Raw genomic sequence first — 24,068 nt, forward strand, 5'->3', positions numbered from 1 at the left:
CTTCCGCTTTTCCGGCCCGGCACGGCCCGCCCCCGCCCTGTACGCCACCAGACCCGCGCCGTACAATGCGGGCATTTTTCCGTTCAGCGAAACCGGATCATCCTGCCCATGCGTACCAGCCAGTATCTGATCTCGACCCTCAAGGAAACCCCCACCGACGCCGTGGTCATCAGCCACCAGCTGCTGCTGCGCGCCGGCATGATCCGCAAGCTCGCTTCCGGCCTGTACACCTGGCTGCCGATGGGCCTGCGCGTGCTGCGCAAGGTGGAGAACATCGTCCGCGAGGAGATGAACGCCGCCGGTGCCCTGGAAGTGCTGATGCCGGCCATCCAGCCGGCCGAGCTGTGGCAGGAGTCCGGGCGCTGGGAGCAGTACGGCCCCGAGCTGCTGCGCATCAAGGACCGCCACCAGCGCGAGTTCTGCGTCGGCCCGACCCACGAGGAAGTGATCACCGACCTGGCGCGCAACGAGCTGAACAGCTACAAGCAGCTGCCGATCAACTTCTACCAGATCCAGACCAAGTTCCGCGACGAGATCCGCCCGCGCTTCGGCCTGATGCGCGGCCGCGAATTCCTGATGAAGGACGCCTACTCCTTCCACATGACCCAGGAGTCGCTGCAGGAAACCTACGACCGCATGCACCAGGCGTACTGCAACGTGTTCACCCGCCTGGGCCTGAACTTCCGCCCGGTGCAGGCCGACACCGGCTCGATCGGCGGCACCGGCTCCCACGAGTTCCACGTGCTGGCCGAGTCCGGCGAGGACGACATCGCCTTCAGCGACAGCTCCGACTACGCGGCCAACATCGAGAAGGCCGAGGCCATCCCGCGCGAGAAGGCGCGTGGTGCGGCGACCGAGGAACTGCGCCTGGTCGACACCCCGGACGCCAGGACCATCGACGAGCTGGTCGCCCAGTTCGGCCTGGCCATCGACAAGACCGTGAAGACCCTGGTGGTGCACGCCGCCGAGGAAGGCAAGCTGATCGCCCTGATCGTGCGCGGCGACCACGAACTGAACGAGATCAAGGCCGCCAACCACGAGCTGGTCGCCAGCCCGCTGGTGTTCGCCTCCGAAGCCGAGATCCGCGCCGCCATCGGTGCCGGTCCCGGCTCGCTCGGCCCGCTGAACCTGCCGATCCCCTGCGTGATCGACCGCTCGGTGGCGCTGATCAGCGACTTCGCCGCCGGCGCCAACGTCGACGGCAAGCACTATTTCGGCCTCAACTGGGAGCGCGACCTGCCGCTGCCGGCGGTCGCCGACCTGCGCAACGTGGTCGAGGGCGACCCCAGCCCGGACGGCCAGGGCACCCTGGTGATCAAGCGCGGCATCGAGGTCGGCCACATCTTCCAGCTCGGCACCAAGTACAGCCAGGCGCTCAACGTCTCGGTGCTCGGCGAGAACGGCAAGCCGGTGACCCTGATCATGGGTTGCTACGGTATCGGCGTGTCGCGCGTGGTGGCCGCCGCCATCGAGCAGAACTGGGACGAGCGCGGCATCCTCTGGCCGCAGGCGCTGGCGCCGTTCCAGATCGCCATCGTGCCGATGAAGTACGAGAACGCCGCGGTCAAGGAAGCTGCCGACCGCCTGTACGCCGAGCTGACCGCTGCCGGCTACGAAGTGCTGTTCGATGACCGTGACAAGAAGACCAGTCCGGGCGTCAAATTCGCCGACATGGAACTGATCGGCATCCCGCACCGCATCGTGGTCAGCGAGCGCGGCCTGGCCGAATCGGTTCTCGAATACAAGGGCCGCCGCGACAGCGAGGCGCAGAACGTGCCGCTCGCCGAGATCCAGGCGTTCCTCGCCGCCCGTATCAACCGCTAACCGAGATCATGCCCAGACGCCACCATCGCCTTGCCGGCGCCGCCCTGTGCGGCGCCGTGCTCCTCACCGGCTGTGCCAACCAGCTGCCCCAGCGCAGCGAACTCGAGGAGCGGGTCGAGCGCAAGCTGCTCGACCACAGCCTGCAGATCGACGCCGGCAGCTCGCCGGTGCTCGAGCTGCCGCAGCGGCGGGTGCGCATCCAGGAGCAGAAGACCTTCGAGGTCACCCCGTTCGAGGTGACGCGCCGCTACCAGCGCTACACCCCCTACCAGCCCTGGCGCGAACTCTACGAGATCCCGCTGGGCGCGCTGGCGGTGGTCGCCGGCATCGGCGCCAACGTGCTCAACGTGCCCCTGCTCGGCCACCTGCCGGAAAGCGCCACCCGCGACTGGATCAGCTACGGCTTCGCCGGCCTCAACCCGCTGATGAACGTCGAGTCCAACGGCCGCGCCCAGCAGAACCTCGCCGCGCTCGACGAGCAGCAGGGCGAGCCCCGTCTGGAATACTCCAGCCTGCCCTGGGCCGAGCGTCCGGTGCAGGTGCAGGTCGGCGAGCAGACCTACGAGCTGACCACCAGCCGCAACGGCGTGCTGCGTCTCAACCTGCTCGACAGCCCGTTCGCCGAGCAGGATCTGGGCCACATCGCCAGGCTGCAACTGCGCGCCGAGGATCCCCAGGGACAGGCCCGCACCGAAGTCACCCTGCGGCTCAGCCACAGCCTGCGCGGCCGCCTGCGGGAAGCCCACGAGCTGATCTACGCCGACCTGGAGGGCGACGACGTGGCCCACTGGGTGCACCGGGTCAAGCGCCTGTCCGAACTGGGACTGGAAGAGGAAGCCAGCGAGCTGGAGCAGAGCCTGATCGAGCTGACCCGCAACGACCCCGAGCTGCAGCAGGAACTGGTCCAGGCGCTGCTCGAGGATGCCGGCCGGGTGGCCAGCGACACGCCCCGCGGCGACTGATCAGCCTCCGGCGCTTTCCCCCGCCGTCCTGCCGGGAGCGGCCGCGCCGAGGGCCGCCGCTCGCTGCGCCGCACGCTGCTGCTTGGCCACATACATGGCGGCATCCGCCTGACGGAGCAGCTCGAACTCGTTCTCTCCATCTCCGGGATAGAGCGCGATGCCGATGCTCGGCAGCATGCATGGCGCGCCCCCCGCCAGCTCAAGCGGCCGCCCCAGGGCCGCGCGAATCTTCTCCGCCACCTGCGGGGCCTGCTCCGCGTGCAGGATGCCCTCGAGCAGCACCACGAACTCGTCGCCGCCGATGCGCGCCACCGTGTCGCTGGCGCGCACCGTCTGCAGCAGCCGGCGCGCCGTCTCCTGGAGCAGACGGTCGCCGGCGGCGTGCCCCAAGGTGTCGTTGACCCGCTTGAAGTCGTCAAGGTCGAGGTAGAGCAGCGCCAGCAGCTGCCCGCTGCGCCGCGCACGGGCCAGCGCTCCCTGCAAGCGCTCGGAGAGCAGCTCCCGATTGGCCAGGCCGGTCAGGGCATCATGCTGCGCGGCGTGCGCGAGGCGCGCGTAGAGGCGCTTGCGCTCGATGGCGGTGGCGACCTGCGCCGAAACGAACTGCAGCAGTTCGCGCTCCTGCTCGCCGTAGCCGGCACCGCCGGCCGGGCTTTCCAGCAGCAGCGCGCCGATGACGCCCTGCTGGCAGTCGAGCGGGACACCGAGCCAGCAGCCATCGTCCGGCTGCACGCCGGCCTGCAACAGCGCCTGCCGACTGCGAACGATCTGCGCGCACAACTCGACGGCAGCGGCGGACTCGGCGGAGGATGGATAAGCGAGCGTCAGACGCTCGCCGCGCTCATCGCGCAGGGCAACGAAGAAGCCGCGCACCGGCAGCAGCTCGCCGATGATCCGTCGGATCTGCTCGAACAGCGCCAGCAGATCGCTGGCAGCATGGGCCGCCTCGGAGATGGCGTAGAGCGCCGCCTGCAGCCTTTCGGCGCGCCGGCGCGCACTGACGTCCCGCGCCACCGCGATCCGCACGCCGTCGCTCTCCAGCCAGCAGGCCGACCACTGGATATCGGCATAGCGGCCGTCCTTGCGCCGGTAGCGGTTCTCGAAATTGAGCTTGGGCTCGCCGGCCATGATCTCGCGGGCCGCCTGCAGGGTGCGCGCGCGATCCTCGTCGGCGACCAGCTCGATCATCGGCCGGCCGATCAGCTCCTCCGGCCGGTAGCCGAAGATGCGCTCGCAGGCGGCGCTGACGGCGAGAAAGCGCCCCTCGACATCGACCACGCAGATGGCGTCCATCAACAGGTCGACGATCTTGACCAGCGGGGGGTGGTTGCCGTTGTTCATCGCAAGGCCCGGAGAAGTGCCGAAGGTACCCGCCGCGGTGCAGCGCAGGCGCCGAACCGGACGGGGCGTTCGGCGTGACGAATATCACATATCCGTGAACGTGCGCCAACCAGGTCGCACGCGCCGCCGTCATGGCAGCGTAGCCCCCAGCGCGCGCAGCCGCTCGCGCAGGCCCGACGCCGTCTGCTCGCCGCTCAGTTGCTCGCGCGCCCGGCCCTGCGGATCGACCAGCCAGGTCACCGGCAGCACCTGGCTGGGCGCCAGCCCCAGGCGCGGCGCCGGATCCTGCGCCAGGTTGGCGTAGCGGATGCCCAGCGCCTCGACGGCGCGGGCCAGCTCCTCGCCCTGCAGGGCATCGAAGTTCACCCCCACCACCCGCACCGGAGCGCTCTGCAGCTCCTCGGCCAGGCGATTGAGCTCCGGTATCTCCCTGCGACAGGGGCCGCACCATTCAGCCCAGTAGTTGACCACCAGCCAGCGGCCCGCCAACTGCTCCGCAGCCACCGGCCGACCGTGCTGGTCCGGGCCCCAGTCCTCCCCGCCACAGGCGGCCAGCAGCAGGCCGACCGCCAACGGCAGCAGTCTCCGCCATGTCTTCAGCATCATCTCACTGCCCCCTCGCTTCCCGAGCCACCGCGAGCACATCGGTGCTCCCCGACCACCCTCACGGTCGCCCCACAAAACGACAAAAAACCGACCAATCAGCAAGAGCGCGAATCGCAACACCCGAACGGCGCCACAAAACCGCCGAATACGACTACCTATAATGCCGCCGCTCGAGATCATTCAGCGGAGACTACCATGGCATCCCACCACGACCAGCTGCTGCACACCCTGACCGCCGCCCAACTGGCCGCCGCAAGCCGCCAGGGCAGCCTGGGCAACGGCCGCGTCCTGGAGCTGGAGATCGCCGCCTGGCTGCACCTGCCCGGTCTCAGCGAGCTGCCGGTGTCGCTGCTGGTCAGCTACCTCGACGGCAACCAGTCACACGAGGTACCGATCGACCACGGTCGCCTCGACATGCGCCAGCGCATCCTGCTCTCCGGCGTGGCGCGCCTGCCGGTGCGGCAGCAGCTCGCCGCCGTCGAGCTGCGCCTGCGCAGTGCCGTCGCGCCGCGCAGCGTGCGCATCGAGGACATCTTCGTGCAGCCCGTGACCAGCGTGCTCATCTGAGACTCAGCTCCCGCCCTTCCCCGCCAGCCACTGCGCCAGGCTGTCGCCGAACCGTTCCGCGCGCGCCTGCTCCAGGGCCTGCAGGGCCTCGCGCAGGCGCGGATACCAGGGTGCCGGCAGCGTCTGCGGCAGACGCTCCGGCAGGCCGGACAGCGCCGGCAGCGGCCAGGGACTGCGCCCCAGCAGCTCGGCCAGCGACAGCCGCGACAGGTCGCGGCACAGCACCCAGTCGCCGCCGCCGGTGGTGCTGACCAGGCGCTCCCCCTCAAGGAAGTCGATCAGCGCCAACCACTCCTCGTCGTCCACCCCCCAGCCCCGCTGCGCCAGCGCCTCGCGGGAAAGGGCGCGACCGCTCTGCTGGGCCTCGTGGAACTGCGCCAGCACGCCGAGCAGGTTGAGCAGCGCCGGGCGTGCGCGTCCCTCCCAACTGTCCGGCGAGCCGAGATGGCAGACCAGCTCGGCACCGGCCAGCACGATCAGCCAGCCCAGGTAGATCCACAGCAGGAACAGCGGCACAGCGGCGAAGGCGCCGTAGATCAGCTGGTAACCGGGGAACAGACTGACGTAGAGGGCGAAAAGCGCCTTGGCCGCCTCGAACAGCAGGGCGGTGAACACGCCGCCGACCAGCGCGTGGCGCAGGCGCACCCGGGTGTTGGGCACGGCCACGTAGAGCAGGGTGAAGGCGGCGATGCCGCTCAGCAGCGGAGTGAGGCCGAGCAGGGTCGCCGCGCCGGGCAACGCCTCGGGGCCGGAGAGGAACTTCAGCGAGGTGACATAGGTGCTGGCGGCGAAACCGGCGCCGAGCAGCAGCGGGCCGAGACTGAGGATCGCCCAGTACAGCAGGAAACTCGACAGGCCGCGACGTGCCCGACGCACCCGCCAGATCTGGTTGAAGGCGCCCTCGATGGTGCTCAGGGTCAGCAGCGCGGTCGCTCCCAGCAGCGCCACGCCGATCCAGGTCAGCTCGCGCGCCTGGCTGCTGAAGCCGCGCAGGTACTGCTGCACCTGCTCGCCCGCCGAGGGCACGAAGTTGTGGAAGATGAACGCCTGGATCGGCTCGCCGAGATCGCGGAAGGCCGGCACGGCGGCGAGCATGACGAAGGTCACGGTCATCATCGGCACCACAGCGAACAGGGTGGTGTAGGTCAGGGCCGCGGCGCTCTGCGGCACGCGGTCGGCGAAGAAGCGGCGCACCAGCCGCTCGGCGAAGCGCCAGGCCTGCTGCAGGTGAGGATGCATCGACACTCCTTTGTAGGCGGCATCGTCCCGTCTCGCTCGGGAAGGTTCAGGGCCGGGGGTCGGCCCGGTTAGAATAGCGCCCTCCTCCAGTCACGGGCCAACCGAGATGACCGACCTGACCCTGTATCACAACCCGCGCTGCTCGAAATCCCGTGGCGCGCTGGAACTGCTCGAGGCCCGCGGCCTCGCCCCGCACGTGGTGCGCTACCTGGACACCCCGCCGTCGGCCGCGGAGTTGCGCGTGCTGCTCGCCAAGCTCGGCTACACGCCCCGCCAGCTGCTGCGCAGCGGCGAGGAAGTCTACCAGGAGCTCAACCTGGCCGACCCGGCGCTGGACGACGAGGCGCTGATCGCCGCCATGGTCGCCCACCCGCGACTGATCGAGCGGCCGATCCTGGTGGCCGGCGACCGGGCGGTGGTCGGCCGGCCGCCGGAGCGCGTTCTGGAGCTGCTGCCGTGAGCCAGCCCTACATCCTGGTGCTCTACTACAGCCGCCACGGCGCCACCGCCGAGATGGCGCGGCAGATCGCCCGCGGCATCGAGCAGGGCGGCCTGGCGGCGCGCCTGCGCTGCGTGCCGGCGGTCTCCCCCGAGTGCGCGGCGGTGGCCCCGGAGATCCCCGAGGAAGGCGCGATCTACGCCACCCTCGACGACCTCAAGCACTGCTCCGGCCTGGTGCTGGGCAGCCCGACCCGCTTCGGCAACATGGCCGCGCCGCTCAAGCACTTCCTCGACAGCACCAGCAGCCTGTGGCTGACCGGCGAGCTGGTCGGCAAGCCGGCCGGGGTGTTCACCTCCACCGCCAGCCTGCACGGCGGCCAGGAGAGCACCCAGCTGTCGATGATGCTGCCGCTGCTGCACCACGGCATGCTGGTCTGCGGCCTGCCCTACAGCGAGACCGCGCTGCTGGAGACCCGTGGCGGCGGCACGCCCTACGGCGCCAGCCACCACGCCGGCGCCGACGGCAAGCGCGCCCTCGACGAACACGAGACCGCCCTGTGCCGCGCACTGGGCCAACGCCTGGCGCAGACCGCGCTGAAACTGGGGAGCTGAGATGGCGCGCAAGAACAAACCGTTGCCGGCGCTGGAATGGCTGGAGCCGCGCCGCCGCCTGGCGCGCTGGGCCAGCCTGGCCACCTTCCTCGCCCTGATCGCGCTGCTCGGCGTCTGGTACCTGCTGGTCGTCGACCTGCACGGCGCACGCCCCTGGGTGATCCTCGGCGTGCACCTGCTGCCGCTGGCGATCCTCGCCCCCGGCATCCTGCTCGGCAACGTGCGCGTGCACGCCTGGGCCTGCTACGTGGTCAACCTGTACTTCATCCAGGGAGTGGTCACCGCCTTCGAGCCGGGCCGCCTGGTCTACGGCAGCCTGGAGGCGGCGCTCAGCGTGCTGCTGTTCTGCAGCGCCACCCTGTACACGCGCTGGAGCTTCCAGTACCAGCGCAAGCTGGCCGGGGAATGATGCGGGGATGCGCAGGGTGGGTCAGCCGCACCGCGGCGTAACCCACCCTACGCCAGCCTCACCAGCCGAGGGTTTCCTTGAGGAAGGGGATGGTCAGCTTGCGCTGCGCCTGCAGCGAGGCGTGGTCGAGCTGCTCGAGCAGGTCGAACAGCGAGTTCATGCTGCGCGAGCCGCGGGTGAGGATGAAGCGGCCGACCTCATCGGTCAGGTGCAGGCCGCGGCGCGAGGCGCGCAGCTGCAGGGCGCGCAGCTTGTCCTCGTCGGACAGGCCATGCAGCTGGAACACCAGCGCCAGGGTCAGCCGCGACTTGAGGTCGGGCAGCTTGATCGGCACCTCGCGCGGCGGCGCCGAGGCCGACAGCAGCAGGCGCCGGCCGGCGTCGCGCAGGCGGTTGAACAGGTGGAACAGCGCCTCTTCCCAGGTCGGGTGGCCGGCCACCAGGTCGACCTCGTCGATGCACACCAGGTCGCACTGCTCGAGGTTGTCGAGCAGCTGTGGACCGTACATGGCCACCGTATCCAGCGGCAGGTACACCGCGCGGCCGCCGAACTGCTCCATGCGCAGGCAGGCGGCCTGCAGCAGGTGGCTGCGCCCGACGCCCTCGGCACCCCACAGGTAGATCAGGTTTTCCGCCCAGCCGACATCGGTCTCGCACATGCGCTCGACGTACCCCAGTGCGGCCGCGTTGGCCCCGGGATAGTAGTTGGCGAAGGTGGCGTCATCGCGCAGACGCACACCCAGAGGCAGCTGGATGGGTTTCATGGGGACTCCGACGGCTCCTGCGAGCCATCGCCTGACTCTCCGTAAAGTGCTGACAGTTTATAGAAGTCGTGCACATGGCGCAGCAGCACCATGATCACCGCCGCCACCGGCAGCGCCAGCAGCACGCCGGTGAAGCCGAACAACTGGCCGCCGGCGAGCACGGCGAAGATCACCGCCACCGGGTGCAGGCCGATGCGGTCGCCGACCAGCATCGGGGTCAGCCACATGCCCTCGAGCAGCTGGCCGACGGTGAACACCACCAGCACGCCGAGCAGCGGATACCAGTCGAGGCCGAACTGGAACAGCGCCGCCACCAGCGCCGCGGCGATGCCGACCACGAAGCCCATGTACGGCACCAGGCTGGCCAGGCCGGCGAGCACGCCGATCAGCAGGCCCAGCTCGAGGCCGAGCAGCATCAGCCCCGCCGCGTAGACCAGCGCCAGCGCCAGCATCACCAGCAGCTGGCCGCGCAGGAAGGCGCCGAGCACCTCGTGGCATTCGCCGGCCAGGCGCACCACCAGGCCCTCGCGGCGGCGCGGCAGCAGGTTGCGCAGGTGGGCCAGCATCAGGTCCCAGTCGCGCAGCAGGTAGAAGCTCACCACCGGGATCAGCAGCAGGTTGCCGAGCCAGGCCAGCAGCGCCAGGCTCGACGAGGTGACCTGGCTCAGCAGCAGGCCGGCGAAGTCGGTGGCCTGGCCTAGGTGTTCGGTGAACAGGGCCTTGAGGCGGTCCAGGCGCCAGAAGTCGGCGCGCAGGCCGAACTGCTGCTGCCCCCACGGCAGCGCGGTGCCCTGCAGCCAGTCGAGCATCAGCGGCGCCAGCTCGTAGAGGCGCAGCAGCTGGCGGCCGAGCAGCGGCACCAGCACCAGCAGCATGGCCAGCAGGATCAGGCTGAACAGGGTGAACACCGCCACCACGCCCCAGGTGCGCGACAGGCCGCGCGCCTCGAGGCGGTCGACCAGCGGGTCGCCCAGGTAGGCCAGCAGGGTGCCGACCAGGAAGGGCATCAGCACCGGCTGCAGCTGGTGGATCAGCCAGCCGAGCAGGACCAGGGCCGCCAGCCCCAGCCAACTGCGCGAATTGCTCAACATGGGCGCACTCCTTGCCAGCCCCGGAGGAAGACGTCGCCTTACCAGGCGAAGCGCAGGCGATCGGCCGACGGCCCCGGCACCTGCAGCGGCAGCTGCTGGGGCGGCTGCGGCGCGGCCTGGGCGTCGACGGCCTGCGCCGGCACCTCGTGCAGGCGACCGAGCTGCAGCTGGGCGCGCAGTTGCTCGGGGCTGGCCTTGACCTGATAGACCAGGCTGCTGCCGACCACCGCCTGCAGGCGCGGCGCGAAGGGTTCGAGCAGGCGCTGCAGGGCGACATAGCGGCCGAGGTCGCTGCCCTGCACCTCGAGGGTCAGGCTCTGTGCCGCGGCGCTGGCGGCGAAACGGCCGGCCAGTTGCTCGCCGACCTCCAGCAGCACGGCGTCGGCCAGGGCGGCCTGGCTGGCGGCGCTGCTGGAGCCTGCGGCGCGCTTGTCGCCCATCCACAGCTGCCAGTCGGCCTGCCAGCTGTCAGCGGCGCCCTTGGCCACCACCGCGAGCAGGGCGTCGGCGGCGTAGCGCGCCGAGGCGCCCTGCAGGGCCTGGCCGTCGCTGCCGCGCAGGGTCTGCGCATTGGCCAGCAGCTGCTCGTCGAGATCGCCCAGCGGCAGGCTCAGCGGCACACCGCGATTGCGCGCGGCATCGCGCAGGGCGGCCGCGCCCTCCTGGTCCCCGGCCAGCAGGCTGCTGCCGGTCTCGCCCTCGTTCAGCCACCAGGCCAGCACGCTGGCGCGCTCGGCGTTCAGCAGGCTCAGACCGGCCTCGCGCAGGGCGCGCTGGGTGAGTACCGGATCGAACACCACCGACAGGGTCACCGGCGTGCCGGACTCGTAGACGTACTGCTGCACCAGCTGCTGCGGATCGGCCAGCAGCGGCTGCAGGCGGCTGTCCTGGGCCGACTCGCGCTTACCGGTCAGGCGCACCACCAGGGTCTGCAGCGCGCGGCTCATCGCCGCGGCACGCTCGGCCGGGTCCTGCGAGGCCACCGGTTCGTGCACCTCGTACAATCCCTCGACCTGCGCGGCGGTGGCCGACAGGGTGGCGAACAACAGGCAGCAGGCGAACCAGCGGGCGATCAGGCGCATGGGGCATCTCGACAGGGCAACGGACGCGCCAGATGCGCGCCAGACAAGGCCTATACCTTAAACAGCCGCCCGGACGGCGGCAACCGCCCGTGATGGCCGCTCCCGGGCAAGGATGCTAGAATCGCGCGCTTTCCCGCACTTCCCGCAAAGGCCCGCATTCATGAGCAAGCAACCCTCCATCAGCTACAAGGACGCCGGTGTAGACATCGACGCCGGCGAAGCCCTGGTCGAACGCATCAAAGGCGTGGCCAAGCGCACCGCGCGCCCGGAAGTGATGGGCGGGCTGGGCGGCTTCGGCGCCCTGTGCGAGATCCCCGCCGGCTACAAGCAGCCGGTGCTGGTGTCCGGCACCGACGGCGTCGGCACCAAGCTGCGCCTGGCGCTGAACCTGAACAAGCACGACAGCATCGGCCAGGACCTGGTCGCCATGTGCGTCAACGACCTGGTGGTGTGCGGCGCCGAGCCGCTGTTCTTCCTCGACTACTACGCCACCGGCAAGCTCAACGTCGACGTGGCCGCCACCGTGGTCACCGGCATCGGCGCCGGCTGCGAACTGGCCGGCTGCTCGCTGGTCGGCGGCGAGACCGCCGAGATGCCCGGCATGTACGAGGGCGAGGACTACGACCTGGCCGGCTTCTGCGTCGGCGTGGTGGAGAAGAGCGAGATCATCGACGGCTCGAAGGTGCAGACCGGCGACGCGCTGATCGCCCTGCCCTCCTCCGGCCCGCACTCCAACGGCTACTCGCTGATCCGCAAGATCCTCGAGGTGTCCGGCACCGACATCGAGGCCACCGAGCTGGACGGCTCCAAGCTGGCCGACCTGCTGATGGCGCCGACCCGCATCTACGTCAAGCCGCTGCTCCAGCTGATCAGGGACACCGGCGCGGTCAAGGCCATGGCCCACATCACCGGTGGCGGCCTGCTCGACAACATCCCCCGCGTGCTGCCGGAAGGCGCCCAGGCGGTGATCGACGTGGCCAGCTGGACCCGTCCGGCGGTGTTCGACTGGCTGCAGGAGAAGGGCAACGTCGACGAGCACGAGATGCACCGCGTGCTCAACTGCGGCGTCGGCATGGTCATCTGCGTGGCGCAGGAGCAGGTCGACACCGCCCTGGCCAGCCTGCGCACCGCGGGCGAAGCCCCGTGGGTGATCGGCAGCATCGCCGCCTGCGGCGAAGACGCCGAGCGCGTGGTGCTGAACAACCTGAAGGCGCACTGATGGGCAACACCTGCAACGTGGTGGTGCTGATCTCCGGCTCCGGCAGCAACCTGCAGGCGCTGATCGACGGCATCGCCGAAGGCGGCATCCCGGCCCGCATCGGTGCGGTGATCTCCAACCGCGCCGATGCCTACGGCCTGGTCCGCGCGCAGAACGCCGGGATCGCCACCGCCGTGCTGGACCACAAGGCGTTCGAAGGCCGCGAGGCCTTCGATGCCGCACTGATCGAGGCCATCGACGCCCACCAGCCCGACCTGGTGGTGCTGGCCGGCTTCATGCGCATCCTTTCCCCGGGCTTCGTGCGCCACTATGCCGGCCGCCTGCTCAACATCCATCCCTCGCTGCTGCCCAGGTACAAGGGCCTGCACACCCACCAGCGCGCGCTGGAGGCCGGGGATGCCGAGCATGGCTGCAGCGTGCACTTCGTCACCGAGGAACTCGACGGCGGACCGCTGGTCGTACAGGCCGTGGTGCCGGTGCAGGCAGGCGATAGCCCCGAGCGGCTGGCCAAGCGCGTGCAGATCGGCGAGCATCACATCTATCCGCTGGCCGTGCGCTGGTTCGCCGAGGGGCGCCTGCGTCTCGGCCACCAGGGCGCCGAACTGGACGGCACCCCCCTGCCGGCCAGCGGCCAGCAGATACGCGACTTGCCGCTGCCGCACTGAGGCAGCGGGCAAGCATCCGCCATCAAGGAGATCGTCATGCGCCGCGCGCTCACGCTTGCCCTGGCCCTCTGCGGCCTGCCCACCGCCGCCCTGGCCCTGGAACCCTTCAGCGCCCAGTACACCGCCGACTGGCAACAGGTGCCGGTCAGCGGCAGCGCCGAGCGCCACCTGGCGAAGGCCGCCGACGGCAGCTGGACCCTGCAGTTCAAGGCCTCGATGCTGGTGGCCGGACTGAGCGAGGAAAGCCGCTTCCGCTACGACAAGCAGCGCTTCGTGCCGCTCAGCTACCGTTTCGAACGCAGCGGCCTGGGCAAGAGCAAGAGCATCGCCCACGACTTCGACTGGCAGGCCAAGATGGTCACCGGCCACGACCGCGATCATCCGGTGAAACTGGTACTCAAGAGCGGCCTGCTCGACAAGTCCACCTACCAGCTGGCCCTGCAGGAAGACGTCGCCGCCGGCAAGAAGAGCATGAGCTACCAGGTGCTCGACGGCGACGAGATCGAGACCTACGACTTCCGCGTGCTCGGCGAGGAGCAGGTGCAGACCGAGGCCGGCCAGATCACCGCCCTCAAGGTCGAGCGGGTGCGCGACCCCACCAAGTCCAACCGCAAGACGGTGCTGTGGTTCGCCAGGGACTGGGGCCACCTGCTGGTGCGCCTGCACCAGGTGGAGAAGGACGGCAAGGAATACCAGATCATGCTCAAGCAGGGCACGGTCGACGGCCGCGCCGTCAAGGGCAGCTGAAGCCCTCGTCCCCGCACAGCAAAACGCCCGGTCCATGCCGGGCGTTTTGCTGTGCGGAGCGCGCGCGTATGCTGGCAGAAACCATCCTGCCGCGAGGCCGCCATCATGTCCGACAGCTACCGGCCGCTGGCCTGCGACCGCCACGACTACCTGGAGATCGCCTGCCTGTACGGCTACCGCCTGCGCATCGAGCTGACCGACGGCAGCTGGCTGGAAGGGCGCGCACTGGACACCCGCACCCTGCCGAACAAGGAGGAAGTGCTGCTGGTGCAGGTGGCCGGGGCCACCCGCCAGCTGCGCCAGGACCGCCTGCGCGCCATCACGTCGCTGACGCCCGGCGCACGCTTCGGGCGCATCGAACTGCAGTCCTGACGCGCAAGATCACCACATCAGGTCGTCGGGGATCACGTAATCCTTGTACGGATCGTCCTCGGCGTCCGGCACCTCGCTGGCGACGTTGAGCAGGACGATGCGCTGCGGCTCGCGCTCCTGCACCTTGAGCGCCGCCTCGCGCGGGATCAGCTCGTACTTGCCTTCCAGACGCACGATGGCCAGGGTGCCGCGGCTGAGCTTGTCGCGCAGCATCGGGTTGACCGCGATGCGCTTGACCTTCTTGTCGTCGACGAAGTTGTAGTAGTCGTCGCCATCCAGTCGCGGCAGGCGGCTGCCCTCGATCAGTTGCCTGACCTGGGCTGCCAGCGCCTTCTTCTGCGCCTTCTCCTGCTGCTGGCGGTTCAGCTCCTGGTCGCGGGCCAGCTTCTCGGCCTGCGCCTTGAGTGCCGCCTCGCGCTGCGAGTCGTCCTTCTCCGCCTGGCCCTTGTGCTCCAGACGCTGCTGCTTCTGCTTCTGCTTGGCCGCCTGCTTGGCCTGCTTCTCGTTGACCAGACCCGCCTTGAGCAGCTGGTCGCGTAGGGAAAGACTCATGACTTACCTTGTTGCCGGGGAATCTGACAGGGACGGCACGCCACCCGGGCGCGCCGTCGCGAATGGAGCGCGGGAGCGGCTAGCCGCAGGCCGGGCCTTCCCGCTCCTGGCGCTTGGCCTCGCCCCACAGGGCGTCCAGCTCTTCGAGGGGGCAATCATCCATGGCCTTGCCGGCGGCGCGCAAGGCCTGCTCGATGAACCGGAAGCGGCGCTCGAACTTGCGGTTGGCCGCGCGCAGCGCCGCCTCCGGCTCGACCTTGAGATGGCGGGCCAGGTTGACCGCGACGAACAGCAGGTCGCCGACCTCCTCGGCGATGTGCACCTGGTCGCCCTCGGCCATCGCCTCGAGCACCTCGTCGAGCTCCTCCTGCAGCTTGTCCAGCACCGGCAGCGGCGCCGGCCAGTCGAAGCCGACCTGGGCGGCGCGCTTCTGCAGCTTGGCCGCCCGCGACAGCGCCGGCAGCGCCTGGGGGATGTCGTCGAGCAGCGACAGCTGCTCCGGCGCGGCCGCCTGCTCGGCGCGCTCCTCGGCCTTGATCTCCTCCCAGCGCTGCCGGATCGCCGCCTCGGCGAGCCTGGGCAGGTCGGGGGCGCCGTACAGGTCGCCGTCGGGGAACACGTGGGGATGGCGGCGGATCAGCTTGCGGGTGATGCCGTCGACCACCCGGGCGAAGTCGAAGCGCCCCTCCTCGCGGCCCAGCTGGCTGTAGTAGATCACCTGGAACAGCAGGTCGCCCAGCTCGCCCGGCAGGTGGGCGAAGTCGCCGCGCTCGATGGCATCGGCCACCTCGTAGGCCTCCTCCAGGGTGTGCGGCACGATGCTGGCGTAGTCCTGCTTGAGGTCCCAGGGGCAGCCGTATTGCGGGTCGCGCAGGCGGGCCATCAGGTGCAGCAGGTCGTCCAGCCGGTACATGTCCATCTCAGGCCCCCGAGCGGCTGCGCCGCGCTTCGATGATGTTGGGCAGCTGCGAGATGCGCGCCAGCAGGCGGCCCAGCGCCTCCATGCCGGGAATCTCGATGGTCAGGCGCATGTTGGCGGTGTTGTCGCTCTTGTCCGACTGGGTGTTGACCGCCAGCACGTTGATCTTCTCGTTGAGCAGCATCTGCGACACGTCGCGCAGCAGACCGGAGCGGTCGTAGGCGCGGATCTGGATGTCCACCGGGTAGGTCTTGGCCGGCGCCTGGCCCCAGCTGACCTGGATGATCCGCTCGGGCTCGCGCTCGCGCAGCTGCAGGGCGCTCGGGCAGTCCTGGCGGTGGATGCTCACCCCGCGGCCCTGGGTGATGTAGCCGACGATCGGCTCACCCGGCACCGGCTGGCAGCAGCCGGCCATCTGGGTGAGCAGGTTGCCGACGCCGAGGATCTGGATCTCGTCGCGTCCGCCGCGCGGGCCACTGGGGCCACGGCGGCCGATCAGGTCGACCACCTCGAAGCTGCGCTCGGGCTCGACCAGCTGCTGGGCGGCGTTGACCACCTGCGACAGGCGCAGGTCGCCGGCGCCGAGGGCGGCGTAGAGGTCCTCGGCGGTCTTCAGGTTGCATTTCTCGGCGAGGCGCTCGGGATCGACCGCGGTCAGCGCCAGGCGCACCAGCTCGCGCTCCAGGTAGTTCTTGCCGGCGATCACGTTCTGGTCGCGTGCCTGGGTCTTGAACCAGTGGACGATCTTCGCCCGCGCCCGCGAGGTGGTCACGTAGCCGAGGTTGGGGTTGAGCCAGTCGCGGCTCGGCGCACCGTGCTTGCCGGTGATGATCTCCACCTGCTCGCCGGTCTGCAGGCTGTAGGTGAGCGGCACGATGCGCCCGTTGACCTTGGCGCCGCGGCAGTTGTGGCCGATCTCGGTGTGCACCCGGTAGGCGAAGTCCAGCGGCGTGGCGCCGGTCGGCAGGTCGATGGCGTGGCCGTCGGGAGTGAACACGTAGACGCGGTCGGGCTCGATGTCGACGCGCAGCTGCTCCGCCAGGCCGCCGATGTCGCCCAGCTCCTCGTGCCATTCGAGCACCTGGCGCAGCCAGGCGATCTTCTCCTCGTAGTGGCTGGAGCCGGAGTTGACGTCGGTGCCCTTGTACAGCCAGTGGGCGCACACGCCCAGCTCGGCCTCCTCGTGCATGGCGTGGGTGCGGATCTGCACCTCCAGCACCTTGCCCTCGGGGCCGATCACCGCGGTGTGCAGCGAGCGGTAGCCGTTCTCCTTGGGGTTGGCGATGTAGTCGTCGAACTCCTTGGGAATGTGCCGCCACAGGGTGTGCACGATGCCGAGGGCGGTGTAGCAGTCGCGCACCTCGGGCACCAGGATGCGCACGGCGCGCACGTCGTAGATCTGGCTGAACTCCAGGCCCTTGCGCTGCATCTTGCGCCAGATCGAATAGATGTGCTTGACCCGGCCGCTGATGTCGGCCTCGATGCCGGTGGCGTCGAGTTCCTCGCGCAACTGGCTCATCACGCTGTTGATGTACTGCTCGCGATCGAGACGGCGCTCATGCAGCAGCTTGGCGATCTGCTTGTACTGCTCGGGCTCGAGGTAGCGGAACGACAGGTCCTCGAGTTCCCACTTGATGTGGCCGATGCCCAGGCGATGGGCCAGCGGCGCATAGATGTCGAACACCTCGCGGGCCACCCGGTAGCGCTTGTCGTCGGGGGCGTTCTTCACCGCACGGATGGCACAGGTGCGCTCGGCCAGCTTGATCAGCGCCACGCGCACGTCGTCGATCATCGCCACCAGCATCTTGCGCAGGTTCTCCACCTGCGCCTGGGCGCCGAGCACCATGGACTGGCGCGGATTGAGACTGGCACTGATCGCGGCCATGCGCAGCACGCCCTCGATCAGCTTGGCGACCTGGGCGCCGAAGCGCTGGCCGACCGCCTCCAGGCTGGTCTTGCCCTCGCGCACCGCACGGTAGAGCACGGCGGCGACCAGCGACTCCTGGTCGAGCTTGAGGTCGGCGAGGATCTCGGCGATCTCAAGGCCGGTACGGAAGCTCGACATGCCCTCGGCCCAGATGTTCTGCGCGGCGATCGCCTGCTGCTCGACCTCGCGGGCGAACTCGCAGGCCTTGCGCAGGCTGTCGCGATCGAGGGCCGGGTCGACATCGAGGATGTGATCCAGCCAGGCCTCGAGGTTGATGCTGCCGTCGGTGTTGACCGGCTGTTGCGCTCTTACCTGTACCATCGTCTTTCACCTTTCCTGCCAGGGCACGGAACAGCCGTGCCCGGTCAAGGGCCCGCCTCCGCGGGTCCTGCCTGCGCCGGCCTTCTGCGGACCGGTGCGCCTACGGACGCTCGGCGTCCGCCTCGAACAATGCCATCGCCTCCACATGCGCCGTCTGCGGGAACATGTCGAGGATGCCGGCGCGCTTCAGGCGATAGCCCTGCTGCGCCAGCGCTGCCGCGTCGCGCGCCAGCGTGGCCGGGTTGCACGACACGTAGAGCACGCGCCGCGCGCCCAGGGCACGCAGCTGGCCGACCACCGCCGCCGCGCCGTCACGCGGCGGGTCCAGCAGCACCGCGGCGAAACCGCCACGCGCCCAGCCCGCCTGGCCCAGCGGCTGGGACAGGTCGGCGCGGAAAAAGTGCGCATTGCCCAGGCCATTGGCCGCGGCATTCGCCGCGGCCCGCTCGACCATCGCCTGCACGCCTTCCACCCCCACCACCTCGGCGGCGCGCCGGGCCAGCGGCAGGGCGAAGTTGCCCAGGCCGCAGAACAGGTCGAGCACCCGCTCGTCAGCCTGCGGCGCCAGCCAGGCCATGGCCTGGGCGAGCATCGCCTCGTTGACCGGGGCGTTGACCTGGACGAAGTCGCCCGGCCGCCAGGCCAGGGTCAGCTCCTCGCCCTCCAGCCGATAGCCCAGCTCCTGCGTCGGCTCGTCCGCCTGCGGCTCGCCCTCGCCCTGCCACCACAGCTGGGCGCCGTGCGCGGCGCAAAAGGCACGCAGCGCGGCGCGATCCTCCTCCGCCAGCGGCTGGGTGTGGCGCACCAGCAGCGCACTGGCGGTGCCCTGGAACAGCTCGGCGTGGCCGATGGCCTGCGGCTTGCGCAGGCCGCGCAGCACCGCCGGCAGTTCGGCGAGCAGCGATTGCAAAGCCTGTACCAGTACCGCGCAGCGGTCCAGATCGACTATCGCCTGACTTGCCGCGGCGCGGAAGCCGACCTCCAGCCGCCGGCCCTTGGCATCCCAGCGCACCGCCAGGCGCGCGCGGCGCCGGTAGCCGAACTCCGGCCCGACCAGCGGCGGCGCCCACTCCTCGGGCGCCAGACCGGCCAGACGCTGCAGCTGCTCGGCCAGGGTGCGCTGCTTGAGCGCCAGCTGCTCGGCGTGCGGCAGGTGCTGCAGGGTGCAACCGCCGCAGCGTCCCGCCAGCGGACAGGGCGGCTCGCGGCGCAGGGCGCTGGGCTCGAGCAGCCGCTCGACCCGCGCGTCCACCACCTGGCTGCGCGCGGCCAGCACGCGGGCCTCGACCGTTTCCCCGGCCAGGGCCCCGGCGACGAACCAGGTGCGGCCGCCCTCGTGGGCGATGCCGCGGCCGTCGTGGGCCAGGCGTTCGATGCAGAGGCGTTGCTTCTTGCCGACCGGCAGTTGTGCGGCGCGTGCGCCGCCGCTCGGCTGGAAGCGCAGCCCGGTATTGCGTTTGGCCATCAGGCGACCTGCAGATTCAGTGTAGGGTGCGCCGGGCGCACCGCAGGGAAAGCGTGCTCGACCGCGGGCTCAGGCCTGCGGCTCGTCGTAGACGCCGGTGGACAGGTAGCGGTCGCCGCGGTCGCAGATGATCGCCACCATCACCGCGTTCTCCACCTCGCGCGACAGGCGCAGCATGGCCGCCACCGCGCCGCCCGAGGACACGCCGCAGAAGATGCCTTCCTCGCGCGCCAGACGACGCATGGTGTCCTCGGCCTCGCCCTGCGCCATGTCGATCACCCGGTCGACGCGGCTGGCGTCGAAGATCTTCGGCAGGTACTCCTGCGGCCAGCGGCGGATGCCGGGGATGGCCGAGCCCTCCTGCGGCTGCAGGCCGACGATCTGCACCGCCGGGTTCTGCTCCTTGAGATAGCGCGACACGCCCATGATGGTGCCGGTGGTGCCCATCGAGCTGATGAAGTGGGTGATGCTGCCCTGGGTCTGCCGCCAGATCTCCGGGCCGGTGCTCTCGTAGTGGGCCTGCGGGTTGTCGAGGTTGCCGAACTGGTCGAGCACCTTGCCGCGGCCCTCGGTCTGCATCCTCAGCGCCAGGTCGCGGGCGCCCTCCATGCCCTCGGCCTTGCTGACCAGCACCAGCTCGGCGCCGTAGGCGGTCATCGCCGCCTTGCGCTCGGCGCTCATGTTGTCCGGCATGATCAGCACCATCCGGTAGCCCTTGATCGCCGCTGCCATCGCCAGGGCGATGCCGGTGTTGCCGGAGGTGGCCTCGATCAGGGTGTCGCCGGGCTGGATGTCGCCGCGCAGCTCGGCGCGGGTGATCATCGACAGCGCCGGACGGTCCTTCACCGAGCCGGCCGGGTTGTTGCCCTCCAGCTTGACCAGGAGGGTGTTCGTGGTCGGGCCCGGCAGGCGCTGCAGGCGCACCAGCGGAGTGTTGCCGACGCAGTCGGCGATGGTGGGATACTGCACGGTCATGGAAGCGCTCGGTCATCGCAGCGGCCAGGGGGAGCGCTATGATAACGGCAAACCGGGCGGGCCGATAACACGGCACGATCGAACCTTATAACCTCACGATATAAGGTTCGCGCGCTTGCCGACCTCTGGCGAGGCGCTACACTGCCGCCAACCCAGTAGTGCAGCGGAGAATCTGCGTGTTCGACAAACTCGGGATCAAGGGCCGCATCCTGCTGCTGTCCCTGCTGCCCACCAGCCTGCTGGCGCTGGTGCTCGGCAGCTACTTCACCTACACCCAGCTGGCGCAGATGCAGCACCAGCTCGACGACCGCGGCCAACTGCTGGCCGAACACCTGGCACCGCTCAGCGCCCGTCCGCTGGCCGCCGGCGACCGGCAGCTGCTCGAGCGCCTGGCGACCCGCAGCCTCGAACAGAGCGACGTACGCGCCATCAGCCTGCTCGACGCCGAGGGCAGACCCCTGGCCCACGCCGGCCCGCGCATGCGCGGCGAGCCTCCCGCGGCGCAGCCCGGGCTGCTCAGCCAGGCACGCAGCCTCAGCGCCACGCGCTTCCGCCTGCCGGTCTACGGCCACCACCGCCAGCTCGGCGGGCAGGCGCCGCAGAACGAGGACGACAACCTGCTCGGCTGGATCGAGGTCGAGCTGTCGCACCAGAACACCCTGCTGCAGAGCTACCGCAGCCTGCTCGCCAGCCTGCTGCTGACCCTCACCACCCTGGGCCTGAGTGCCCTGCTCGGCCTGCGCCTGAGCCGCTCGATCAACCAGCCGCTGGCGCAGATCAGCCAGGGCGTGGCGCAGATCCGCGACGGCCAGCTGCACACCCGCCTGCCGAGCCTCGACAGCCGCGAGCTGAACGAGCTGGCCGCCGGCATCAACCGCATGGCCGAGGCGCTGGAGAGCGCCCACGACGAGCTGCAGCAGAGCGTCGAGCAGGCCACCGAGGACCTGCGCAGCACCCTGGAAAACATCGAGGTGCAGAACATCGAACTCAACCTGGCGCGCAAGGAGGCGGTGGAGGCCAATCGCATGAAGTCCGAGTTCCTCGCCAACATGAGCCACGAGATCCGCACCCCGCTCAACGGCATCCTCGGCTTCACCAACCTGCTGCGCAAGAGTGGCCTGGACAGCCGCCAGCAGGACCACCTGGCGACCATCGAGAAGTCCGCCGACAACCTGCTGGCGATCATCAACGAGATCCTCGACTTCTCGAAGATCGAGGCCGGCAAGCTGCTCCTCGAACAGGTGCCGTTCAACCTGCGCGACCTGATCCAGGACGTCCTCACCATCCTCGCCCCCGCCGCCCACGAAAAGCGCCTCGAACTGGTCAGCCTGATCTACCGCGACACGCCGCAGGCGCTGGTCGGCGACCCGCTGCGCCTCAAGCAGGTGATCACCAACCTGGTCAGCAATGCCATCAAGTTCACCCGCAGCGGCAGCATCGTGGTGCGCGCCATGCTCGAGGAGGACCTCGGCGACCGCGCCCACCTGCGCATCAGCGTGCAGGACAGCGGCGTCGGCCTGTCCGAGGCCGAGCAGCGCAGCCTGTTCCAGCCGTTCAACCAGGTCGACAACTCCAGTTCGCGACAGGCCGGCGGCACCGGCCTCGGCCTGGTGATCTCCAAGCGCCTGATCGAACAGATGGGCGGCGAGATCGGCGTGACCAGCGAGAGCGGCCATGGCGCCGAGTTCTGGCTGCTGCTCGACCTGCCCAAGGCCGCCGAGGAAAGCGACGAACTGCCGCGCGCCCTGCTCGGCGGACGCTGCGCCGCGCTGCTGGAAAGCCACGAACTGGCCCGCCAGTCGCTGCGCCACCAGCTCGAGGACTGCGGCCTGCAGGTGATCGAGTTCGGCAACCTCGACGCGCTGATCGAGGAGGCGGCCCTGCGCCAGCACGGCAGCGCGCCGCTGGCCATCGCCCTGATCGGCATCGACACCAGCGAGCATCCGCCCGAGCGCCTCAGCCGCCAGCTGTGGGAGCTCAACCAGCAGGGCTGCCAGAGCCTGCTGCTGTGCCCGACCACCGAGCTGATGCTGTATCACGCCAGCCTGCCGGCCGACCACGGCCAGTTGCAGGCCAAGCCGGTGTGCACGCGCAAGCTGCAGCGCACCCTGATCGACATGCTCAGCCCGCGCGCGCAGCGCAGCGAACCGAGCGGCGGCAACCACGCCACCGGCGCCAGCCGCGCGCCGCGCCTGCTGTGCGTCGACGACAACCCGGCCAACCTGATGCTGGTCAAGACCCTGCTCGGCGACATGGGCGCCCAGGTCACCGCCGTCGACAACGGCTACGCCGCACTGTGCGCGGTGCAGCAGGACAACTTCGACCTGGTGTTCATGGACGTGCAGATGCCCGGCATGAACGGCCGCGAGACCACCGAGGCGATCCGCCAGTGGGAGCTCGAGCAGCGCCAGTCGCCCCTGCCGATCGTCGCCCTGACCGCCCACGCCCTGGCCAGCGAGAAGCGCGCCCTGCTGCAGTGCGGCATGGACGACTACCTGACCAAGCCGATCAGCGAGCGCCAACTGGCCCAGGTGGTGCTCAAGTGGACCGGCCTGTCGCTGCGTGGCAGCGAGCCGGCGGCCAGCCACCTGCCCGAGCGCGGCAGTGCCGCCCCGGAGCTGCGCGTGCTCGATCCCGAGGAGGGCCTGCGTCTGGCCGCCGGCAAGGCCGAGCTGGCCGCCGACATGCTGGCCATGCTGCTCGACTCGCTGGAGTCCGACCAGGCGGCGATCCGCCAGGCGCGCGCTGCCAACGACACCACTGCGCTGCTCGAGCGCATCCACCGCCTGCACGGCGCCACGCGCTACTGCGGCGTGCCGCAGCTGCGCGCCGCCTGCCAGCGCAGCGAGAGCCTGCTCAAGCAGAACGCCCCGGCCAGCGTCGCCCTCGACGAGCTGGATGCCGCCATCACCCGCCTGGCCGAACAGGCCGCCCGCCCCGCCCCGGATACGGCGTCGTAACGAGGAGTCCCCGTGCGCATCACCCTGTTCAGCAGCAAGTCCTACGACCGCGACAGCTTCGCCGCCGCCAACGCCGGCGGCTTCGACCTGCACTTCCTCGACGCGCGCCTAGACGTCGACACCGCCGCCCTGGCCGCCGGCAGCACGGTGGTCTGCGCCTTCGTCAACGACGACCTGTCCGCGCCAGTGCTGGAGCGGCTGGCGCAGGCCGGCACACGGCTGATCGCCCTGCGCTCGGCCGGCTACAACCACGTCGACCTGCACGCCGCCGCACGCCTCGGCCTGCCGGTGGTGCGCGTGCCAGCCTACTCGCCGCACGCGGTGGCCGAACATGCCGTGGCGCTGGTGCTGGCGCTCAACCGACGCCTGCACCGCGCCTTCAACCGCACCCGCGAGGGCGATTTCTCCCTGCACGGCCTGACCGGCTTCGACCTGCACGGCAAGACCGTCGGGGTGGTCGGCACAGGCCAGATCGGTGCGGTGTTCGCCCGCATCATGCTGGGCTTCGGTTGTCAGGTGCGGCTGTTCGACCCGCAGCCCGACGCCGGTCTGGTCGCCCTCGGCGCGCGCTACGCGGCGCTCGACGAACTGCTGGCGAGCAGCGACATCCTCAGCCTGCACTGCCCGCTGACCGCCGCCACCCGCCACCTGATCGACCGCCACAGCCTGGCGCGGATGAAGCACGGCGCCATGCTGATCAACACCGGGCGCGGCGCCCTGGTCGACACCCCGGCGCTGATCGGCGCGCTGAAGAGCGGCCAGCTCGGCTACCTGGGCCTGGACGTCTACGAGGAAGAGGCCGACCTGTTCTTCGAGGACCGCTCCGACCAGCCGCTGCAGGACGACGTGCTGGCGCGCCTGCTGACCTTCCCCAACGTGATAGTCACCGCCCACCAGGCCTTCCTCACCCGCGAGGCGCTGGCGGCGATCGCCGGCACCACCCTGGACAACGTCGTCGCCTGGCAGGCCGGACGGCCGAGCAACCTGGTGCAGGCCTGAACCGTCACGG

General features: G+C 70.1%; 23 protein-coding genes. 12 read left to right on the forward strand and 11 right to left on the reverse strand.

The genetic code is table 11. The features are described 5' to 3' along the window. The first annotated feature begins 108 nt into the window (after positions 1-108). Both SK095_RS10005 and SK095_RS10010 read left to right on the forward strand, forming a co-directional pair. Entirely contained in the window at positions 109-1,824 is a 1,716-nt protein-coding gene (locus SK095_RS10005) for a proline--tRNA ligase (protein ID WP_320548750.1), read from the forward strand. Positions 1,825-1,832: 8 nt separating this feature from the next. Beyond that, positions 1,833-2,786, forward strand: coding sequence for a hypothetical protein (locus SK095_RS10010; protein WP_320548751.1), 954 nt, complete (start codon positions 1,833-1,835; stop codon positions 2,784-2,786). Here SK095_RS10010 and SK095_RS10015 read toward each other — a convergent pair whose 3' ends face one another. Both SK095_RS10015 and SK095_RS10020 read right to left on the reverse strand, forming a co-directional pair. Continuing rightward, the gene (locus tag SK095_RS10015; RefSeq protein WP_320548752.1) at positions 2,787-4,127 is read right to left on the reverse strand and encodes a diguanylate cyclase domain-containing protein; all 1,341 of its coding nucleotides are present in this window, start codon (positions 4,125-4,127) and stop codon (positions 2,787-2,789) included. A gap of 129 nt (positions 4,128-4,256) precedes the next feature. After that, positions 4,257-4,730: a TlpA disulfide reductase family protein gene (locus SK095_RS10020; RefSeq protein WP_320548886.1), complete on the reverse strand. Its 474-nt coding sequence runs from the start codon at positions 4,728-4,730 to the stop codon at positions 4,257-4,259. Positions 4,731-4,928: 198 nt separating this feature from the next. Here SK095_RS10020 and SK095_RS10025 point away from each other — a divergent pair, with 198 nt between their 5' ends. Then, on the forward strand, positions 4,929-5,300 hold the full coding sequence (locus SK095_RS10025; RefSeq protein ID WP_320548753.1) for a hypothetical protein: 372 nt from the start codon (positions 4,929-4,931) through the stop codon (positions 5,298-5,300). Positions 5,301-5,303: 3 nt separating this feature from the next. Here SK095_RS10025 and SK095_RS10030 read toward each other — a convergent pair whose 3' ends face one another. Next, positions 5,304-6,539, reverse strand: coding sequence for a YihY family inner membrane protein (locus SK095_RS10030; protein WP_136489419.1), 1,236 nt, complete (start codon positions 6,537-6,539; stop codon positions 5,304-5,306). A 106-nt stretch (positions 6,540-6,645) separates the two neighbouring features. On the opposite strand from SK095_RS10030, the gene arsC reads away from it, so the two are divergent. From arsC to SK095_RS10045, 3 genes are read left to right on the forward strand one after another with little or no spacing between them, the layout of a single operon-like run. Continuing rightward, positions 6,646-6,999: an arsenate reductase (glutaredoxin) gene (arsC, locus tag SK095_RS10035; protein ID WP_320548754.1), complete on the forward strand. Its 354-nt coding sequence runs from the start codon at positions 6,646-6,648 to the stop codon at positions 6,997-6,999. Further along, complete coding sequence (gene wrbA / locus SK095_RS10040; RefSeq protein WP_136489421.1) at positions 6,996-7,592, forward strand: NAD(P)H:quinone oxidoreductase; 597 nt, start codon at positions 6,996-6,998, stop codon at positions 7,590-7,592. Before arsC ends, wrbA begins: the two co-directional genes overlap by 4 nt. A 1-nt stretch (position 7,593) precedes the next feature. Further along, a complete protein-coding gene (locus SK095_RS10045) occupies positions 7,594-8,001 on the forward strand; it encodes a DUF2069 domain-containing protein (protein ID WP_320548755.1) in 408 nt (135 codons plus the stop codon). A gap of 58 nt (positions 8,002-8,059) precedes the next feature. On the opposite strand, the gene hda is transcribed toward SK095_RS10045, so the two are convergent. From hda to SK095_RS10060, 3 genes are read right to left on the reverse strand one after another with little or no spacing between them, the layout of a single operon-like run. Next, positions 8,060-8,764, reverse strand: coding sequence for a DnaA regulatory inactivator Hda (hda, locus tag SK095_RS10050; RefSeq protein ID WP_136489423.1), 705 nt, complete (start codon positions 8,762-8,764; stop codon positions 8,060-8,062). Beyond that, on the reverse strand, positions 8,761-9,855 hold the full coding sequence (locus SK095_RS10055; protein WP_320548756.1) for an AI-2E family transporter: 1,095 nt from the start codon (positions 9,853-9,855) through the stop codon (positions 8,761-8,763). The genes hda and SK095_RS10055 overlap by 4 nt, the downstream gene beginning before the upstream one ends. A 38-nt stretch (positions 9,856-9,893) precedes the next feature. After that, positions 9,894-10,937, reverse strand: a complete 1,044-nt coding sequence (locus tag SK095_RS10060; RefSeq protein ID WP_320548757.1) for a DUF2066 domain-containing protein — start codon at positions 10,935-10,937, stop codon at positions 9,894-9,896. 160 nt (positions 10,938-11,097) lie between these two features. Between SK095_RS10060 and purM the strand changes: the two genes are divergently transcribed. The 4 genes from purM (at position 11,098) to SK095_RS10080 (ending at position 13,940) form a co-directional block, all read left to right on the forward strand. Continuing rightward, a complete protein-coding gene (gene purM, locus SK095_RS10065; protein WP_136489426.1) occupies positions 11,098-12,156 on the forward strand; it encodes a phosphoribosylformylglycinamidine cyclo-ligase in 1,059 nt (352 codons plus the stop codon). Beyond that, positions 12,156-12,821, forward strand: a complete 666-nt coding sequence (purN, locus tag SK095_RS10070) for a phosphoribosylglycinamide formyltransferase (protein ID WP_136489427.1) — start codon at positions 12,156-12,158, stop codon at positions 12,819-12,821. The genes purM and purN overlap by 1 nt, the downstream gene beginning before the upstream one ends. A 36-nt stretch (positions 12,822-12,857) precedes the next feature. Then, entirely contained in the window at positions 12,858-13,568 is a 711-nt protein-coding gene (locus SK095_RS10075; protein ID WP_136489428.1) for a DUF3108 domain-containing protein, read from the forward strand. 105 nt (positions 13,569-13,673) lie between these two features. After that, positions 13,674-13,940, forward strand: a complete 267-nt coding sequence (locus SK095_RS10080) for a Rho-binding antiterminator (protein ID WP_320548758.1) — start codon at positions 13,674-13,676, stop codon at positions 13,938-13,940. A gap of 9 nt (positions 13,941-13,949) precedes the next feature. Here SK095_RS10080 and SK095_RS10085 read toward each other — a convergent pair whose 3' ends face one another. From SK095_RS10085 to cysM, 5 genes are all read right to left on the reverse strand, one after another. Further along, positions 13,950-14,492, reverse strand: coding sequence for a DUF2058 domain-containing protein (locus SK095_RS10085; RefSeq protein WP_136489430.1), 543 nt, complete (start codon positions 14,490-14,492; stop codon positions 13,950-13,952). Between the two features lie 79 nt (positions 14,493-14,571). Further along, entirely contained in the window at positions 14,572-15,405 is an 834-nt protein-coding gene (gene mazG, locus SK095_RS10090; protein ID WP_320548887.1) for a nucleoside triphosphate pyrophosphohydrolase, read from the reverse strand. A 7-nt stretch (positions 15,406-15,412) separates the two neighbouring features. After that, positions 15,413-17,659, reverse strand: coding sequence for a GTP diphosphokinase (gene relA, locus SK095_RS10095; protein WP_136489431.1), 2,247 nt, complete (start codon positions 17,657-17,659; stop codon positions 15,413-15,415). Between the two features lie 100 nt (positions 17,660-17,759). Further along, the gene (gene rlmD / locus SK095_RS10100; RefSeq protein ID WP_320548759.1) at positions 17,760-19,124 is read right to left on the reverse strand and encodes a 23S rRNA (uracil(1939)-C(5))-methyltransferase RlmD; all 1,365 of its coding nucleotides are present in this window, start codon (positions 19,122-19,124) and stop codon (positions 17,760-17,762) included. A gap of 69 nt (positions 19,125-19,193) precedes the next feature. Then, a complete protein-coding gene (gene cysM / locus SK095_RS10105) occupies positions 19,194-20,099 on the reverse strand; it encodes a cysteine synthase CysM (RefSeq protein WP_136489433.1) in 906 nt (301 codons plus the stop codon). Positions 20,100-20,275: 176 nt separating this feature from the next. Between cysM and SK095_RS10110 the strand changes: the two genes are divergently transcribed. Together SK095_RS10110 and SK095_RS10115 are read left to right on the forward strand one after the other, a co-directional pair. Continuing rightward, positions 20,276-23,059 (forward strand): response regulator, encoded by a 2,784-nt coding sequence (locus tag SK095_RS10110; RefSeq protein ID WP_320548760.1) that lies wholly within the window; start codon positions 20,276-20,278, stop codon positions 23,057-23,059. Positions 23,060-23,071: 12 nt separating this feature from the next. After that, entirely contained in the window at positions 23,072-24,058 is a 987-nt protein-coding gene (locus tag SK095_RS10115; RefSeq protein ID WP_320548761.1) for a 2-hydroxyacid dehydrogenase, read from the forward strand. The last annotated feature ends 10 nt before the right edge of the window (positions 24,059-24,068 follow it).

The organism is Pseudomonas sp. AN-1 (assembly GCF_034057115.1).
Taxonomy (GTDB): Bacteria; Pseudomonadota; Gammaproteobacteria; order Pseudomonadales; family Pseudomonadaceae; genus Geopseudomonas.

Excerpts from the sequence above, each read along its gene's own strand:
- SK095_RS10075 (WP_136489428.1), top strand. The coding sequence starts at position 12,858 with ATGCGCCGCGCGCTCACGCTTGCCCTGGCCCTCTGCGGCCTGCCCACC.
- purM (WP_136489426.1), top strand. The coding sequence starts at position 11,098 with ATGAGCAAGCAACCCTCCATCAGCTACAAGGACGCCGGTGTAGACATC.
- arsC (WP_320548754.1), top strand. The coding sequence starts at position 6,646 with ATGACCGACCTGACCCTGTATCACAACCCGCGCTGCTCGAAATCCCGT.
- mazG (WP_320548887.1), bottom strand. The coding sequence starts at position 15,405 with ATGTACCGGCTGGACGACCTGCTGCACCTGATGGCCCGCCTGCGCGAC.
- SK095_RS10045 (WP_320548755.1), top strand. The coding sequence starts at position 7,594 with ATGGCGCGCAAGAACAAACCGTTGCCGGCGCTGGAATGGCTGGAGCCG.
- SK095_RS10020 (WP_320548886.1), bottom strand. The coding sequence starts at position 4,730 with ATGCTGAAGACATGGCGGAGACTGCTGCCGTTGGCGGTCGGCCTGCTG.
- rlmD (WP_320548759.1), bottom strand. The coding sequence starts at position 19,124 with ATGGCCAAACGCAATACCGGGCTGCGCTTCCAGCCGAGCGGCGGCGCA.
- SK095_RS10010 (WP_320548751.1), top strand. The coding sequence starts at position 1,833 with ATGCCCAGACGCCACCATCGCCTTGCCGGCGCCGCCCTGTGCGGCGCC.
- SK095_RS10015 (WP_320548752.1), bottom strand. The coding sequence starts at position 4,127 with ATGAACAACGGCAACCACCCCCCGCTGGTCAAGATCGTCGACCTGTTG.
- SK095_RS10060 (WP_320548757.1), bottom strand. The coding sequence starts at position 10,937 with ATGCGCCTGATCGCCCGCTGGTTCGCCTGCTGCCTGTTGTTCGCCACC.
- SK095_RS10025 (WP_320548753.1), top strand. The coding sequence starts at position 4,929 with ATGGCATCCCACCACGACCAGCTGCTGCACACCCTGACCGCCGCCCAA.
- SK095_RS10005 (WP_320548750.1), top strand. The coding sequence starts at position 109 with ATGCGTACCAGCCAGTATCTGATCTCGACCCTCAAGGAAACCCCCACC.
- SK095_RS10055 (WP_320548756.1), bottom strand. The coding sequence starts at position 9,855 with ATGTTGAGCAATTCGCGCAGTTGGCTGGGGCTGGCGGCCCTGGTCCTG.
- SK095_RS10030 (WP_136489419.1), bottom strand. The coding sequence starts at position 6,539 with ATGCATCCTCACCTGCAGCAGGCCTGGCGCTTCGCCGAGCGGCTGGTG.
- relA (WP_136489431.1), bottom strand. The coding sequence starts at position 17,659 with ATGGTACAGGTAAGAGCGCAACAGCCGGTCAACACCGACGGCAGCATC.
- purN (WP_136489427.1), top strand. The coding sequence starts at position 12,156 with ATGGGCAACACCTGCAACGTGGTGGTGCTGATCTCCGGCTCCGGCAGC.
- hda (WP_136489423.1), bottom strand. The coding sequence starts at position 8,764 with ATGAAACCCATCCAGCTGCCTCTGGGTGTGCGTCTGCGCGATGACGCC.
- SK095_RS10080 (WP_320548758.1), top strand. The coding sequence starts at position 13,674 with ATGTCCGACAGCTACCGGCCGCTGGCCTGCGACCGCCACGACTACCTG.
- SK095_RS10085 (WP_136489430.1), bottom strand. The coding sequence starts at position 14,492 with ATGAGTCTTTCCCTACGCGACCAGCTGCTCAAGGCGGGTCTGGTCAAC.
- cysM (WP_136489433.1), bottom strand. The coding sequence starts at position 20,099 with ATGACCGTGCAGTATCCCACCATCGCCGACTGCGTCGGCAACACTCCG.